This window comes from Bacillus thuringiensis (assembly GCF_001595725.1).
Taxonomy (GTDB): domain Bacteria; phylum Bacillota; class Bacilli; order Bacillales; family Bacillaceae_G; genus Bacillus_A; species Bacillus_A thuringiensis_K.
The window spans coordinates 147,511-161,888 of sequence record NZ_CP014283.1 but is presented as its reverse complement, the minus strand read 5'-3'; the positions used below and the strand labels follow the sequence as shown (position 1 = coordinate 161,888).

Genomic DNA, 14,378 nt, shown 5'->3' with positions numbered 1-14,378 from the left:
AAGGAATAGATGAATATGGATAATATTCCTTTTTTACGTGCGTCAATTGTACCTGTAAACGAGTACTTAGATGAATTAGAGCGAATTGATATATCCCATATATATACAAATTATGGACCTATAAATCAACGTTTTGAAGAAACGATTATGTCGGAATTTTTTCAGAACAGGGGAGCTGTTACAACAGTAGCAAACGCAACACTAGGGTTAATGGCGGCAATTCAATTTAAGAAAAGAAAAAAAGGAAAGTATGCTCTTATGCCTAGTTTTACATTCCCTGCTACTCCATTGGCAGCTATTTGGTGTGGCTTGGAGCCTTATTTTATTGATATTTCATTAGATGATTGGTGTATGGATAAAACGGTACTTTTGGATAAGATTGATGAATTAAAAGAAGAGGTTGCAATTGTTGTTCCATATGCAACATTCGGATCATGGATGGACTTGAAAGACTATGAAGAATTAGAGAAAAAGGGTGTTCCGGTTGTTGTAGATGCGGCACCAGGGTTTGGATTAATGCATGAGGGTATACATTATGGTCAGAATTTTAGTGGTATGATTGTATATAGCTTTCATGCAACAAAGCCTTTCGGAATTGGTGAAGGTGGTATGATATATAGCCATAATGAGGAAGAGATAAATCAAATTAAAAGAATGGGGAATTTTGGATTTGATCATAATCGTGAATGTACGATGATGGGGTTTAACTGTAAAATGACTGAATATGCAGCAGCTATTGGGATTGCAACGATAAATACATGGAATCAAAAAATGCAAGAACGAAATCGTATCTCTGAATGGTATAAACAGTTATTACAAAGTACGGGATTAATGAAAAAAGGTTGGCAAGTTCAAAAGACAGAAGCAGTTATTCATCAATTTATGCCTATTCTCTGTCCAGAAAAAATTAACAATATGCAAGTAATAGAAGTGTTGAAAAAGCAAAAGATAGAAGCTAGATCATATTTTTCACCATCTTGTCACCAACAAGATTTCTTTAAAAACTACAAGTCTACAGATTTAACAAATACAAATAAGATAGCAAAACGAATAATTAGTCTACCTTTATGGGAAGGAATGACGAAAGAAATCGTGGAGCAAATTATAATGTGTTTAATGCAGAAGGTGGTGTCCACAGATGAATAGTTTTTATAGTCAAGAAGAGTTGAGCGAAATTGGCTTTCTATCTGTCGGGGAAAATGTATTAATAAGTAAAAAAACCAGTATATATAATCCAGGTGCTATATCTGTTGGAAATAATGTAAGAATCGATGACTTTTGCATTTTAAGTGGCAAAATTACAATTGGAAGTTATTCGCATATAGCGGCATACACAGCGTTATATGGAGGAGAAATGGGGATTGAAATGCATGATTTTGCAAATATTTCATCAAAAACAATTGTATATGCAGCAATTGATGATTTTAGCGGAAATACATTAATGGGACCGACTGTTCCACATCAATATAAAAATGTGAAAGCTGGAAAAGTTATCTTAAAAAAGCATGCCATTGTTGGTGCGCATTCTATTATCTTTCCAAATGTAGTAATAGGAGAAGGAGCGGCAGTCGGCGCGATGAGTATGGTAAAAGAAAGTTTAGATGATTGGTATGTGTATGTCGGGGTGCCCGTAAGAAAAATAAAAGCTCGTAAAAGAAAGATAGTGGAATTAGAAAATGAATTTTTAAAAAACATTAATTCCTGAGTCTTTAAAAGATTTCGCTGCAAATTATCTCAAAAAAATAAACAAAGACATGTGTGTGTAAGGGGATATTATACGATTACTAGTAGGTTGCAAAAAGTTATAGAATTGTGCGGATAAAATTGTGATTTAAACCATAAATTTGCCGTTTCGGTAAGGTTATGGTTCTTTTTGTTTGTGGAAGAAAACTTATTATTGAGAGCACTACATGTCCATCGCCACTAAGATAGCCTTAAAGTAGACATAATTTCTTAAAAATGATACTACATAATAGTTAAAAAATACCTTTGAATCGCTCCTGCTTTATATAAAAATAGCAACATGCAATTGTTTATAATCTCCATTGCAAAGGAATAGGATAAGCTATAGAATTTAAAAGTATTTAAATGCCGGATATTGTTTAAATCATTTTAACTAATATTTAAGAGGAGAATACAATGAATAAAATAAAAAAGTTACTTAAACGTAAAACGACTTGGATAATTTTTATTCTTTTCGTACTTGTTTATGTAAATAACAGTTCTTTTTTTGTGAAGAGGGACGAGGGAAATCCTCTTCTTCTTGCTCATCGAGGACTTTCGCAAACATTTAGCATGGAGGGAATTGAGGGGGATACGTGTACAGCAGAACGTATACATGAACCTGAACATTCTTATTTAGAAAATACAATTCCATCTATGGAAGCGGCATTTAAAGCTGGAGCTGACCTAGTAGAGTTTGATGTTCAACCAACTAAAGATAATAATTTTGTCATTTTTCATGATTGGACTCTTGATTGCCGTACTAATGGTAAAGGTGTTACAAGAGATTTTACAACAAAAGAATTACAAGCACTTGATATTGGTTACGGGTATACAGCTGACGGGGGAAAAACATTCCCGTTTCGTGGAAAAGGGATTAATCTTATGCCAACACTTGATGAAGTACTTAACCATTTTCCAGATCGTTCTTTTCTTATTCATATTAAAAGTGATGATGAAAATGAAGGAATCCAATTGGCTACTTACCTCAAGAAACTACCAGCGAAACGCCTTGCTCAACTAACAGTATATGGTGGTGATAAGCCGATTGCTGCGATAAGAGAGCACATCCCTAGTTTACGAACGATGTCAAAAGCAACCATGAAAAAGGATCTTCTTACTTATATGGCGTTAGGGTGGACTGGTTACATACCTTCAAGCATGAAGCATGGAGAGTTACATATACCAGATAAAGTAGCTCCTTTGCTTTGGGGATGGCCTAATCGTTTTCTTAATCGAATGGATAAAGCAGATACTCGAATTATCGTTGTAGGAGGAAATGGGCTTGGATTTTCAAGTGGATTTGATTCATCTGAAGATATAAAACGCCTTCCAGATGATTATACAGGTGGAATTTGGACAAATCGCATTGATAAAATAGCACCTCTATATAGAAAATAAGGGATGACATTAAAAGCGGAGTTTTTTCATGTATTTGGCCATTTGTATTTTAAAAAAAGACCTATTGAAAATATTGAAGTTTGATCTACCGAAAAAACGCTCTGATTTCATATACATTATGGAAATCAGAGTTTTTTTAATGAATGTGACTTATTGAATTTATATTCAAGTAAAAGTCCGACATAGATTAAAAAATAAACTACTAGATGTACAAAATGAGCTTTATCTACATAAGTAACTAAATGCCGATAAAGTTTGGAGGTACTTTCAAAACATTCAGTTGATAGGCAGTGGTGGTGCTTCTATCTAATTCTAAAAATCTGAGATAGACTATTAGTATTTTTGTACTTGAGGCAAAGCTATTTTTCCTTTTCGTTTAAATTATCAACGAAATCTTCTTAATAACATGTGATTCCCAGCAAGGTTAGGCTTTAATTTCTGGCAAGTTTATATGTAATCTTTTTTGTTATTAAGAGAGCTAGAATATATTTGCTATCCTCTTAAACATTTCCATTATTATAAAGTAAAAAACGTTATTTTTTCTATATAGGCTAAATAGAAAGGGAGGGAGCTTTTTTATAAATTTCTCGATCGTAACATCTTATAAAGTTCGAGTAACAAAAAATTGTTTGTTACTCGAATTTATTTTGATATGTAAAGAGTTGAAATTTACCTTTGTACAGACGTTCTTTCTAGCGAGATGATATAAATTTCTGTAATATAAGCTTCTATTTTTTAGTTGCAGATAATATCTTATAACGGTGTCTCAAATAACAACAGCCATAAGAAGTGAATTCAATTTACACATATTTAAGTATCTGGAAAAAGTAAAATATAATTTATGTTAAAAGAAGGGTGGTAACTTTAAAAATGGAACATGAAACAAATTTACTGGAGTTAGAGTTAAAAAAACTTTTAATTGCAAATATAAATGATCCTGAGACACTATTAAAGCTAGGTGAGATTTACTACTCTAGTGGTCGAATATATTTAGCAGCAAATTATTTATCCTATGTTATGAAAATGACTAACAATATTGATTTATCCAACAAAGTAAATCAATTATTGTTTTTAGCAGAACGTGCAATCCAGATTAACAATAACGATAATATGCAGTCTACTTCTGGATTTTTAGATACACTTATAATGGAACTTCTTAATTGCTTAAAGAACCATTATTACTATAATATCGATATGGAGTTATTTGAACTTATGCATGTTCGTCCCACCATTGATTCAATTGTTGTAAATATCCATAATGAAAAAGAAGAAATTATGAAGCACCTTCAAGGACTTGAAGAACTATACTTCAATTTGAGCGACCCCTTTTCCAAAGAGTTATTAATCAAACTTTTGGCATTTCGATTATTAGGAAATCATAAAGTCAAGTTGCCTTTAAATACTCTTGATTATTGGAATCAGAGAAAATCTATTCAAAACCTCATCCATTCTACAGAAACACTTCAAACTAATTATCATAACTGGACGCTACAATTGTTTGAGTTAACTCCCTTAAAGTATAAGTTGCAATTATTTTATGTTCCGATGGGAATTAGTGCGACTTTTTTAGATAAGCAGTATGAATATAATAAAATTTCACCGGCAATAAAAGTAAAAGAAGGAGACATCGTTATTGACGCAGGTGGATGTTTTGGGGATACTGCGCTTTATTTCGCTCATGAAGTAGGAGAAACGGGCCATGTTTATACAATTGAATTTATCCCAAGCAATTTAGAAATTATGTCTAAAAACATCAATTTAAATGAAACACTTCAAAAGCATATTACAATTGTTAAACATCCTCTTTGGAATGATTCAAATACTTCGTTATATTATAAAGATCAAGGTGCTGCGAGTTTTGTTTCAATTTCTGAAGAATCAGGCGTTACAGATAAAGTTAGTACCATCACCATAGATAATTTAGTAATAGAACAAAAAATTCATAAATTGGATTTTATTAAAATGGATATTGAAGGTGCTGAAATGAATGCATTAAAAGGCGCTATCCATTCTATAACTACATTCCGCCCTACGCTTGCTATTGCGATTTATCATCAAATCAGTGATTTTGTTAATGTTATGAAATTTATTAATGATTTAAAATTGGGATATCAATTTTATTTAGGCCACTATACTATCTATGCTCAAGAAACAATTTTATTTGCGGTTGCAAGAGAGAAGATGGAAGTGAGTGGTTAAAAATGAAGAATAAATCTCAAAGACGCCTTGCGGTAATTGATACCAAATTCCCTTGGAAGTTAAGTGGATTTCGTTATTGGGAGAATTACCAAATCTATAAAGAACGACCCGATACTCTTTACTTTGCTACTGAGGTATATACAGATGATTTCCCAACCAAAGTACATGATTTTCAATTATTCAATAAGATAGCGAAAGAAGAAGGAATTACCGATATATATTGTGTTTTTTTAAATTTCGTGTTGAGTTTATTAGGCACTTGTTATCTTCCTGACGGGACACAAATGCCAGGAGCAAATCCCCAACATAATATAGCTACTTTTTTAAAGAAAAATCATATTAACATTCATACTACATTATATCCAGGTGGGGGATTAGATCCTTATACTTCTGTTGAATTTTTAAATATAGTATCTAAGCATTGTAAAACAGTATTCTCTAATGCAAATGAAGTATTAAATACTATCCAAAATAGTATTTATGTTCCAGGAGTGATTAATACAGATTTTTATCATTATAATCAAAAGGTTAATTCTAAGCCAATACAGATAATATTTGTGGCTCACAATGCAGAAAGAAAAGGATTTCCTTTATTAGCGCAAGCATTTAATAAACTTGATGATCAATTTCATTTACATATTGTAGGAAACTGGGAAGGTAGCTTACATCTGTTAACAAACAAGAATTATACTTTTTGGGGCATATTAGATTTCGAAAAACTAAAACACTTATATGTAAAATCTCATATAGTTATCTGTTGTAGTACAAAAGATAACTTTGCTATTGATGGATTTCCAACTACTGCTGCAGCTGATGCAATGGCGACAGGGTGTATCTTAGTTTCAACGAATCACCGAAACGATGATCGTATACTTAAACATGGTGAAGACTATCTAAAGATAGAAGAAGATAGCAATTCCATATTAAACAACTTATTATGGATTAAGATGAATTTTGAAAAAGCATTAGAGATTGGAAAAAGTGGTTCATTAAAAATGGATAAATATTTTAACTATAAAACAAATGTAAATTTCAAGCTATCTCACATGTTTTATGTTTAATGACAATAAAGTTGTTAAATTGAGAATAAAGTCATTTAAAAAATAATAAAGTTGTTTAAAAATGAAAACCATTGCCTATGTCACTAACGAGGCAGGTTCGGTTAAGAAGGAATTTTTATAAATTAAGAGAATAAATATTTAAAACTCTATATTTCTAGGGTGAGGAAATTATAGCTGATTACATAGATAAAATATAGATAATTGAAAAATATTAATTTTGTTTTGTTCTACAATTATTAAATAATACTCTGGGGATGATAGCTTTATGGAAATAATTCAATTACTAAAGAAGGATCACTTATTTAATAAGGCTATAGATGTTTTCTGGAAAGAATGGGGTGAAGAAGGAGGGCGTGCTTTTTATGAAGATTGTATGATTAATGCTTTAAATAATCCAAATGACATACCCAGTTTTTACGTTGCAAAAGTAGATGATAAGATTATCGGAATTTATGCATTAATTCGTAATGATCTAAATAGTCGTCAGGATTTGAGCCCCTGGCTAGCATGTTTGTTTGTAGATGAAAAATTTAGGGGCAACTCTCTAGGAGAAAAAATGTTGAATCATGGACTTCTAGAAGCGGCAAAAAGAGGTTACAAATTTCTTTATCTTACTTCAGATCTTAAAGAATATTATGAAAAATACGGATGGGAAAAGATTGGGGTTGCTTATGGACCTAGTGGAGGTTACATACCTTTGTTTAAAAAGTCAACGGCTCTATAATTAAAGCGCCCCTTGTTTAACAAACAGGTGCTTTAGTTGAACAAGATTAAACAACTATATTATTGAACTTTGAGTTTAAATGTATTTAAATGAATAGAAATTAAACAACTTTAAAGAGCCTTACTACAATAAAATGTAGCAAGGCTCTTATATTTTTAATAATAAAATTAAATAATTTTATTATTACTTTACATTTTAATCTGTTATCAATTATTTTTTCCCTTTTTGTTTATTTATAGGAATTAGAGAAATAAATGAGATGGATAAGCAAACTTTATAATGCTCCTTCGTATTTATAAATAAAAAGAGTCGAATACATGCAAATAAAAGTAGTTTTTATCGATTATACTTTAAAAAAATCAGATATTATGGAAGAGATAGTTTTGCGAAGTGGTGTAAGGCGTTCTTTTCTAGTAGATATTACGCACTAAATGCTCGTGTGTATTAATACTCACTAGTTAACACTCTCATGTCTAAAGGCAGACTAAACCCCAGTATTATTAAAGCTATGATTTACGTTGAATGTATGAAATAGGAGACTTCCATTTCATACAGTTTGACGGCGTAACGCAAATATTTAGGCTAAATCAATGAGTAAATTATCGGACAAAAATAAGCGCTCTAACTTTGAATAGAACGCCATTTTACCGTAATATATGGCCCGGAAAGGGCTCGAACTCAAGACCTCCACACTGTAAAGGTGGGGGGTTATTTTATTACTTTTCTTCCTGCATTATAAATTTCCAAAAACGTTTTAATTCTTCACGTTTTTGGGATGGAGCAAGTTTTATATCATTTAACCATTGATCTAGTTCTGAATCATTTCTTTTCCTTTCAACATCAAAATCTCTCCCTAGAAGAAAATCAGTAGATACTTTAAAGTAATCTGCTATACGTATCAAGGTATTGTAATCAGGTTGACGTTCATTACGTTCATACATACCAATTGTACTTTCACTAAGTTGAAGGGATTGAGCCAGTTCTTTTTGCGTAATTCCTTTTTGTTTTCTTAAATCACGAATTATATTTCCAAACGTTTTCATTCTATCACCTGATAATATATTAACACAATATGTGTTAATATATTAAAACTTTTAAAAATTGATAATTGAAATCTATTGACAACACATTTTGTGCGGTTTATATTTTAATTAACAACACGAAATGTGGTTTTAGGGGTGAGAATGTATGAATTATGAAAGAGTAGCTGAAAATCTAATTAATTTAAGAAATGGGAGATCTAGAGAAGAGGTGGCAAAAGCAGTAGGAATCAGTATTAGTACATTGCAGATGTATGAAAATGGACAGAGAATCCCACGAGATAATATAAAAATAAAATTAGCGAATTTTTATGGTGTTACAGTTCAAACAATTTTTTTTGATTCAGAACAACACGAAGTGTGTTGAATAATAATATATCTTTAAGATGATGTGGTGATTTTTTAGAAATGTAAGTTTAGAAAGTGTTTTAGGCAATTTTACATAAAAAATAATGCTTTTATCATTATATATAAATTATAGGAGTGTGTTTGCATGAACATGAAAACATTTGAAATGCGTGAAAAACGCTTAGCAGAACTACTAGGTGCAAAGGTACTATGGGAATTTATCAGTGTTGTAACAGAGGAAATTGAAAAGCAGGAATTAGAGTCTACACCAGGTTTGTTAGAAGATCTATTCATACATGTAAAAGAAACCATTCAAATTCAAAATATGAATCAACGCATAACAAAAGCTCCTATAAAAACAGAGGCTGATGGTATAGATAAAGATACATTATTTATGGAATCGTATGTAGAATTAATCAATCATAAGTTTCTTATTTCTGAGCTAGTTGTAGAGCTTTCATCTGTTCTAAAAGAATTAAATTGTTTTGTTCAATCATCTTTGCCACAGCTTCAAAGTGAGCTTGATTCTCAAGAACCTCAATCTGCTTCTCTTTAGGGAGTGATTGAAGTATTTCTTTTATTTCTTTACACTCGTATATGTTATTCTCCGAGTCTTCAATTAATTTATTGCGACGATTGGTGTATTCAAGTGCACCTAGAGTCGCTAATGCGCGAGGATCTAATCCTAGAATTTCCATGTATTCCTCTCCTTTCCTCTACAATAATTCGATAGGGGGAAGGAGATTCCTTTAATGATTTGCTAGAGTTTTTATATAGTTATATAACATGTTATTTATTAGTGGGAATGTTATTTAGCTGGAATACAATAGAATTAGACTTAAAAGAGCTTCAAAAAAGGATGAGAAGAAAGGGGAATCCAGTAAGTCTGACTCCTTTCCCTTAAATAATCTACTTATGGAACGGTTGTTTACTTGTAAAATGAATTTTAAATTGGATTCCTTGAGGGAGATTTGATCGACGGAGGGAATGGATAGATAAACAAAATTAAAGAGAATTGTAATGGAAAGAACTATAGGAAATATTTAAGGAGTTATTAGATAATATGTTTTTTAGTATTTAAGAAGAGTCCCATGTATAAATTATTACATATAAAAATAAACGATTAGTCATTAAATAGAGAGAAGGACACTAGTTATTTGTATAAATGGAATACCGGAGAGTAGGAAATTAATATAAGTAGAGAGTGCAATCCTCAGTATTTCTTGAATGTTAATAAGCATTAAACTTTATATTGCAACACTTACAGGTGATGCTCCAACTGTTACTACTGTATTTACGGTATAGTCAACGGAGTTAAGAATAGTAACTGTGTTTTGTTCTGGCTGTGCAATATAGATGAATTTTCCATCAGGGGTAAACGCAGCGCTTTTTGGGCCATTTATGGAAATAGTGCCTGTGGATTGATGTTGTGCTGTATCAATAATATTGATTTCATCTGTAGTTTCTTCTCCTAGCAATGCTAAAGGTTGATTAGGTGAAAGAGCAAGGAACGAGTAGTAATATGCTCCAGTAAGAATATCCCCAATCTCTTGGAAAGTGGACAAGTCAATAACTGTAAGGGTGGTCCCAGACGCCACCAACTCTTCTGTAACATAAGCGAATCCGTCAAGCAAGCTGATTTCTATGAGATTTGGATAATCGTTTGAAGTAGGACGTTCTGCTACAATTTCTCCTGTGTTTAGATCAACCTTTACAATACTCCAAGTCGTATAATTTACGACGTAGGCGTATTGTCCATTCGGATCAATTGCTATACTTGAAAATCCATAACCTCCAAGCGAGATAGTATTAGAGATGGTTTGAGTTAAGAGGTTAATAACAGTAATGCCCATTGAACCAGTTAAAAAATTTAGTATATACGCAAACTGGTTATCCGGAGAAAACCCAATATCAATTGGGTCGTTTATCGAGAAAGTAGAGATAATGGTAAGTGTTTCATTATTAATTGTAGAAACACTATTATCATTTGAGTGCAAAACTAAAGTGTATGTTTTGTTTGGACTAACAGCAACTTTAATTGGCTGATATGGAAGATTGATTACATGCTGGACAGTCTTTGTTGCTGTATTAATTACTGAAAGAGTATTATCATCTCTATTTGCTGTAAAAGCATAAATAGGAGGACTTGGTGGCACTGGTAAAACAGAGAGGGTGCCATTTAAGATAAATGTATTTTTATCTTGTGGCGTAACTGTTAAACTCTTAAGTTTAAAGCTACTAAAATCAAAGCAGCAATTCGAATCAATTGTATAATAAACAATCTGATTGATAGAGAATTTATGCCATTTAGAAAAAGCTGCATCTCCTTGTCCATATTGATTTTGAACAGGGGAAATACTAACAAGCATTGTAAGTACTCCATATATGCGAACACTGTGTACTGGATAGGAACCATCTGGTAGATCAGTTTGAAGAAGGCAAGGGTTCGGTGCTTGCAGCGTACATGGTTCAAATGCACATTTTAATCGGTTTGTATTCCAGGTGACAGCACCGGTATAATTCGTATCATTAATTATATATCCTTCAGGAGCTGTAATTAAAGCCTCAAAATCTACATATTGATTGCACGTACCTTGGCAAGGTAACATGTACTTCACTTCCTTTATCAAAAATTATGTGTTATTTCATGTGGTATATAAAGTTGATTACATACCGTATTAAGAAAAATAATTTTAGAACTTATGCCTTTTTATGAAATAATCATGTTTGAAAGGCATTTACTTGTTGATATGACATGCCAATAGGTGGCAATGCTCTATATTATGCTTCCTATTTTCTAATGCTTGTACATATCGTGGTTATTTTAATCGGGATAATATTTGATCCAATAATAGTAAAACACGTTGAGGTAAATATAAAATTGATCTCGATAGGTTAATGCTGATAAAGCGCTATTGAATTCAAAGAAGTCAAAGCATGAAAGGTGACACAGCGCTATGGCAGAAACGGAAATTGCATATGTACCACTAATAAGGATTGTGACGCTTAAGAGTGAGGGGGAGTAAGTCTAGAAAGCGATTAGAGTTTCCTGGTTTATTTTTCACATTAGAAGATTTTCTAGTTAGCAAGTCATATTGTGATTGAAATTACTTATGGAATAGATTTTTACGGAAAATAATAAAAATTCATGGACAAACAAGATATCGCCTTTATCTTTTAGTGTATACAAAAAGAAAATCGTAATTACCGGAACAGTTCGTTCTTTTTGTTTATATAATAATATAACTGAACTTTATTTATTGATAAGGAGTGGGATAATAGCTGCCTAAAATTATAGTTATTATGACTAGTTATTACAAGCCATTGTTTGTAGAGAAATCGATACGGAGCGTATTAAATTAGAATTGTCAACGTTCCGCAGTTTTAATTAACGAAGCATCTCAGCCAATTAAAGGTGTAAAAAGACCTGCACAAAAGATTACAAACAATGATCCATATATAATGGATCATTGTTCGACATGTATTGGGCTTCTATTTTGCCAATCGTTCAAAAAATAGGTTTCTTACTGGGATAAGAAACCGAATTTTATTGCATGAGGTATGCTATTTTTTTGAGATTGAATCATTTTTGGGTTTTTATCCGATAGATAAGATTTTAGATAAAAAATATATTAATTTAAATTCAATATATTTTTAGTTATTCGCGGAAGAAAAAAATGAATTTATACAATTATTAAACCATAAAGAACATGTAAGGAATTAAGAGAAGACTTAAGAAGAAAAAGAGGGTGAGACCTTGAGTGAAGTCTATTTGAAAAATTATTGGTTATTAAATTTAGAGTATATAAAGGTGTTTTCTGAATTAGTACATCATAACATTTCTTTACCTTTATTAAGTAATTTTTATCAATATTTAGAAGAAGATGTTAAAAGTAAGATGAAAAGTAAGGATTTTTATAAATATTTGTCTGTTGCACCAATAGAAGAAAAACAATTGCAGTCAGAATTTGAAAAATGGTTGCCTCTGCTTGAGCAAACGACAAAGAAAAGAGGACCAGATGGAGTCGTATTGCTTAATACTGATTATCTTCGTTTTTCAGCAGGTAATTTTTCGCATTTTAACCCTAAGTATACAAAAATATTAACAAGAGCAAAAAAAAGCGAGCTTTATGGTCTCCCTACGATTTGCACACTGGATTATACAAATAAAGTTCCTGATAGTTCTCATATTTTCATTGAAAAAGCTCAAAAAATTTTTTTAACATGTAAAGAACATCCGTTATTTTCTAATAAATTTTTTCAAACAAAACTACTCAATGATCTTCCTATTATGATTGAAAAAATTAATATGGCATATTTTATTTTTGAAGAACATGATATCTCGAGTGTGATTGTTGGTACAACAGAAGATATAACGAACCGAGTACTTACTCTTATCTCTAAAAGTAAGGGGATTCCAAGTTATTGTCTTCAGCATGGGGCCATAATGGGAGAAGAAGCGTTTTTTCCAATTTTCGCTACGAAACAGATTGTATATGGAGAGTATGAACGAGAGTGGTATTTTCGAAGAGGTGGAGCGGATTCTCAAATCGAGATATTGGGACACCCAAGATATGATGATATCTTTGAAAAGAAGCATTTAGAAAAAAAAGTACTTTGTAAGAAGCTAAATATAGATACCTCTAAGAAAATAATCTTTATAGCAACTCAACCATTTAAAACCCAAGTTTATGTTGAACTAACAAAACAATTGATGAAAGACAAAAATATTACAGTTATTATAAAGCCTCACCCTTGGGAAAAAGGTCGTAATTTAGTGAGCGAATATATTCATTTAAGTAAGGTATACCCTAATGTCAAGTATATTACAACTGAAGTAAGTATTTATGATGTCATTTCTAATTCAGATCTTGTAGTTATTTCTAATTCAACAGTAGGATTAGAGGCTATGTTATTGGATACACCAGTAGTTGTTTATAAATCTAAGTCAGAGGAGAGAGATTATAAATATTACGATGAATTAAGCTGGCTTGTGACTCATTCTATTGAAAACATGATACAGACAATCGAAAAAGTTTTATATGATTCTTCATATTCTGTAACTGCTAAGCAATTAAGGGATTACTTCATACAGAAAAATTACCCTCAAACAACAGTTACTCAAAAATTACAGGATTTATCTCGAAGCATGTAAGAGTGAAAAATCTTTATAAAACACCATGGATTATACAGCTAGACATCTAAAAATCGTATCGAACAAGGCCATAGACACGTAAAACGTCGTTGTGCTAGATCCTCAAGATTTTAAAACTCTCTTCAAGCCTCAAGTACAATAAAAGGAATTGAGGCCATTCATTCCTTATATAAAAAAACGGAGTCTTCAACCAAACTCCGTTTTTTAGATATACAATGAATTATAGAAATTATTGCTGCCTGTATAAAATTTATTTTCTTCAACCACAGATCTTTTACATTTTAGTTAATTTTGCAACAGAACTAATATTTCCAATCTAGAACTTCGTCTGGATTGAAATTTCACTAAAATATGAAATTTCTTGTGGGCCAAGATGTGTGGGAGAAGTTTGTTATTATGAAATCAGTGCGTTTCCTAATTTTTTTCTGATGGGAATGGCAATACAGTTCGCTCTTCTTTTGGTCTTGAAGTTAAAAGTGCATTAATATTTGTTAAGTAAGTAGTTTTTTGGCTTTGATACAATTAGATAATTATATCAAAATGGTTAAATGATTAAGTATTCTTATGAAAAAACAGCATTTTTTATCGTTATTTTTCTTTTTAGATGGGTTTAACACCTGATCGAATGGTTCCAGTTGAATTTTATAAAAAACTTGCTTTACCAATAGAAGAGATCACAATATAAAAAAAACTCGATCTCAGCATTTAGTACTTTGGGATAATAGTAA

General features: G+C 31.5%; 11 protein-coding genes and 2 pseudogenes. 11 read left to right on the top strand and 2 right to left on the bottom strand.

The window, feature by feature from the left end; all coding sequences use genetic code 11:
• Positions 1-15: 15 nt before the first annotated feature.
• The 6 genes from AXW78_RS26860 to AXW78_RS26830 all read left to right on the top strand — a co-directional run bounded on the left by AXW78_RS26860 (position 16) and on the right by AXW78_RS26830 (position 7,107).
• The gene (locus AXW78_RS26860) at positions 16-1,146 is read left to right on the top strand and encodes an aminotransferase class I/II-fold pyridoxal phosphate-dependent enzyme (RefSeq protein WP_061884915.1); all 1,131 of its coding nucleotides are present in this window, start codon (positions 16-18) and stop codon (positions 1,144-1,146) included.
• A complete protein-coding gene (locus tag AXW78_RS26855; RefSeq protein WP_001084202.1) occupies positions 1,139-1,705 on the top strand; it encodes an acyltransferase in 567 nt (188 codons plus the stop codon). Before AXW78_RS26860 ends, AXW78_RS26855 begins: the two co-directional genes overlap by 8 nt.
• Before the next feature lie 434 nt (positions 1,706-2,139).
• A complete protein-coding gene (locus AXW78_RS26850; RefSeq protein ID WP_046946523.1) occupies positions 2,140-3,123 on the top strand; it encodes a glycerophosphodiester phosphodiesterase family protein in 984 nt (327 codons plus the stop codon).
• 870 nt (positions 3,124-3,993) lie between these two features.
• Positions 3,994-5,322 (top strand): FkbM family methyltransferase, encoded by a 1,329-nt coding sequence (locus AXW78_RS26845; protein WP_000399734.1) that lies wholly within the window; start codon positions 3,994-3,996, stop codon positions 5,320-5,322.
• A gap of 242 nt (positions 5,323-5,564) precedes the next feature.
• Complete coding sequence (locus AXW78_RS26835; protein WP_033690397.1) at positions 5,565-6,383, top strand: glycosyltransferase; 819 nt, start codon at positions 5,565-5,567, stop codon at positions 6,381-6,383.
• Positions 6,384-6,648: 265 nt separating this feature from the next.
• Positions 6,649-7,107, top strand: coding sequence for a GNAT family N-acetyltransferase (locus tag AXW78_RS26830; RefSeq protein ID WP_000402858.1), 459 nt, complete (start codon positions 6,649-6,651; stop codon positions 7,105-7,107).
• A gap of 716 nt (positions 7,108-7,823) precedes the next feature.
• Here the strand turns inward: AXW78_RS26830 and AXW78_RS26825 are convergent.
• Complete coding sequence (locus AXW78_RS26825) at positions 7,824-8,150, bottom strand: helix-turn-helix domain-containing protein (RefSeq protein WP_000846664.1); 327 nt, start codon at positions 8,148-8,150, stop codon at positions 7,824-7,826.
• 145 nt (positions 8,151-8,295) lie between these two features.
• Here AXW78_RS26825 and AXW78_RS26820 point away from each other — a divergent pair, with 145 nt between their 5' ends.
• On the top strand, positions 8,296-8,514 hold the full coding sequence (locus AXW78_RS26820; RefSeq protein WP_001105580.1) for a helix-turn-helix transcriptional regulator: 219 nt from the start codon (positions 8,296-8,298) through the stop codon (positions 8,512-8,514).
• 126 nt (positions 8,515-8,640) lie between these two features.
• Entirely contained in the window at positions 8,641-9,051 is a 411-nt protein-coding gene (locus AXW78_RS26815; protein WP_001056479.1) for a hypothetical protein, read from the top strand.
• 691 nt (positions 9,052-9,742) lie between these two features.
• Here AXW78_RS26815 and AXW78_RS26810 read toward each other — a convergent pair.
• A complete protein-coding gene (locus AXW78_RS26810) occupies positions 9,743-11,104 on the bottom strand; it encodes a YncE family protein (RefSeq protein WP_000936210.1) in 1,362 nt (453 codons plus the stop codon).
• Between the two features lie 778 nt (positions 11,105-11,882).
• On the opposite strand from AXW78_RS26810, the pseudogene AXW78_RS35775 reads away from it, so the two are divergent.
• The 3 genes and pseudogenes from AXW78_RS35775 to AXW78_RS34990 form a co-directional block, all read left to right on the top strand.
• Positions 11,883-12,248: pseudogene (locus AXW78_RS35775) on the top strand (glycosyltransferase family 2 protein); the annotation flags it as partial.
• Positions 12,249-12,252: 4 nt separating this feature from the next.
• Positions 12,253-13,650 carry a CDP-glycerol glycerophosphotransferase family protein gene (locus AXW78_RS26805; protein ID WP_061884914.1) on the top strand — a complete coding sequence of 466 codons (1,398 nt, stop codon included), beginning with the start codon at positions 12,253-12,255 and terminating at the stop codon, positions 13,648-13,650.
• A gap of 51 nt (positions 13,651-13,701) precedes the next feature.
• Positions 13,702-13,858, top strand: a pseudogene (locus AXW78_RS34990) (IS6 family transposase); the annotation flags it as partial.
• Between the last annotated feature and the right edge of the window lie 520 nt (positions 13,859-14,378).

What these genes read in the sequence shown, in the direction of transcription:
- AXW78_RS26830 (WP_000402858.1), top strand. Translation starts at nt 6,649, where the DNA reads ATGGAAATAATTCAATTACTAAAGAAGGATCACTTATTTAATAAGGCT.
- AXW78_RS26860 (WP_061884915.1), top strand. Translation starts at nt 16, where the DNA reads ATGGATAATATTCCTTTTTTACGTGCGTCAATTGTACCTGTAAACGAG.
- AXW78_RS26810 (WP_000936210.1), bottom strand. Translation starts at nt 11,104, where the DNA reads ATGTTACCTTGCCAAGGTACGTGCAATCAATATGTAGATTTTGAGGCT.
- AXW78_RS26825 (WP_000846664.1), bottom strand. Translation starts at nt 8,150, where the DNA reads ATGAAAACGTTTGGAAATATAATTCGTGATTTAAGAAAACAAAAAGGA.
- AXW78_RS26820 (WP_001105580.1), top strand. Translation starts at nt 8,296, where the DNA reads ATGAATTATGAAAGAGTAGCTGAAAATCTAATTAATTTAAGAAATGGG.
- AXW78_RS26855 (WP_001084202.1), top strand. Translation starts at nt 1,139, where the DNA reads ATGAATAGTTTTTATAGTCAAGAAGAGTTGAGCGAAATTGGCTTTCTA.
- AXW78_RS26815 (WP_001056479.1), top strand. Translation starts at nt 8,641, where the DNA reads ATGAACATGAAAACATTTGAAATGCGTGAAAAACGCTTAGCAGAACTA.
- AXW78_RS26845 (WP_000399734.1), top strand. Translation starts at nt 3,994, where the DNA reads ATGGAACATGAAACAAATTTACTGGAGTTAGAGTTAAAAAAACTTTTA.
- AXW78_RS26850 (WP_046946523.1), top strand. Translation starts at nt 2,140, where the DNA reads ATGAATAAAATAAAAAAGTTACTTAAACGTAAAACGACTTGGATAATT.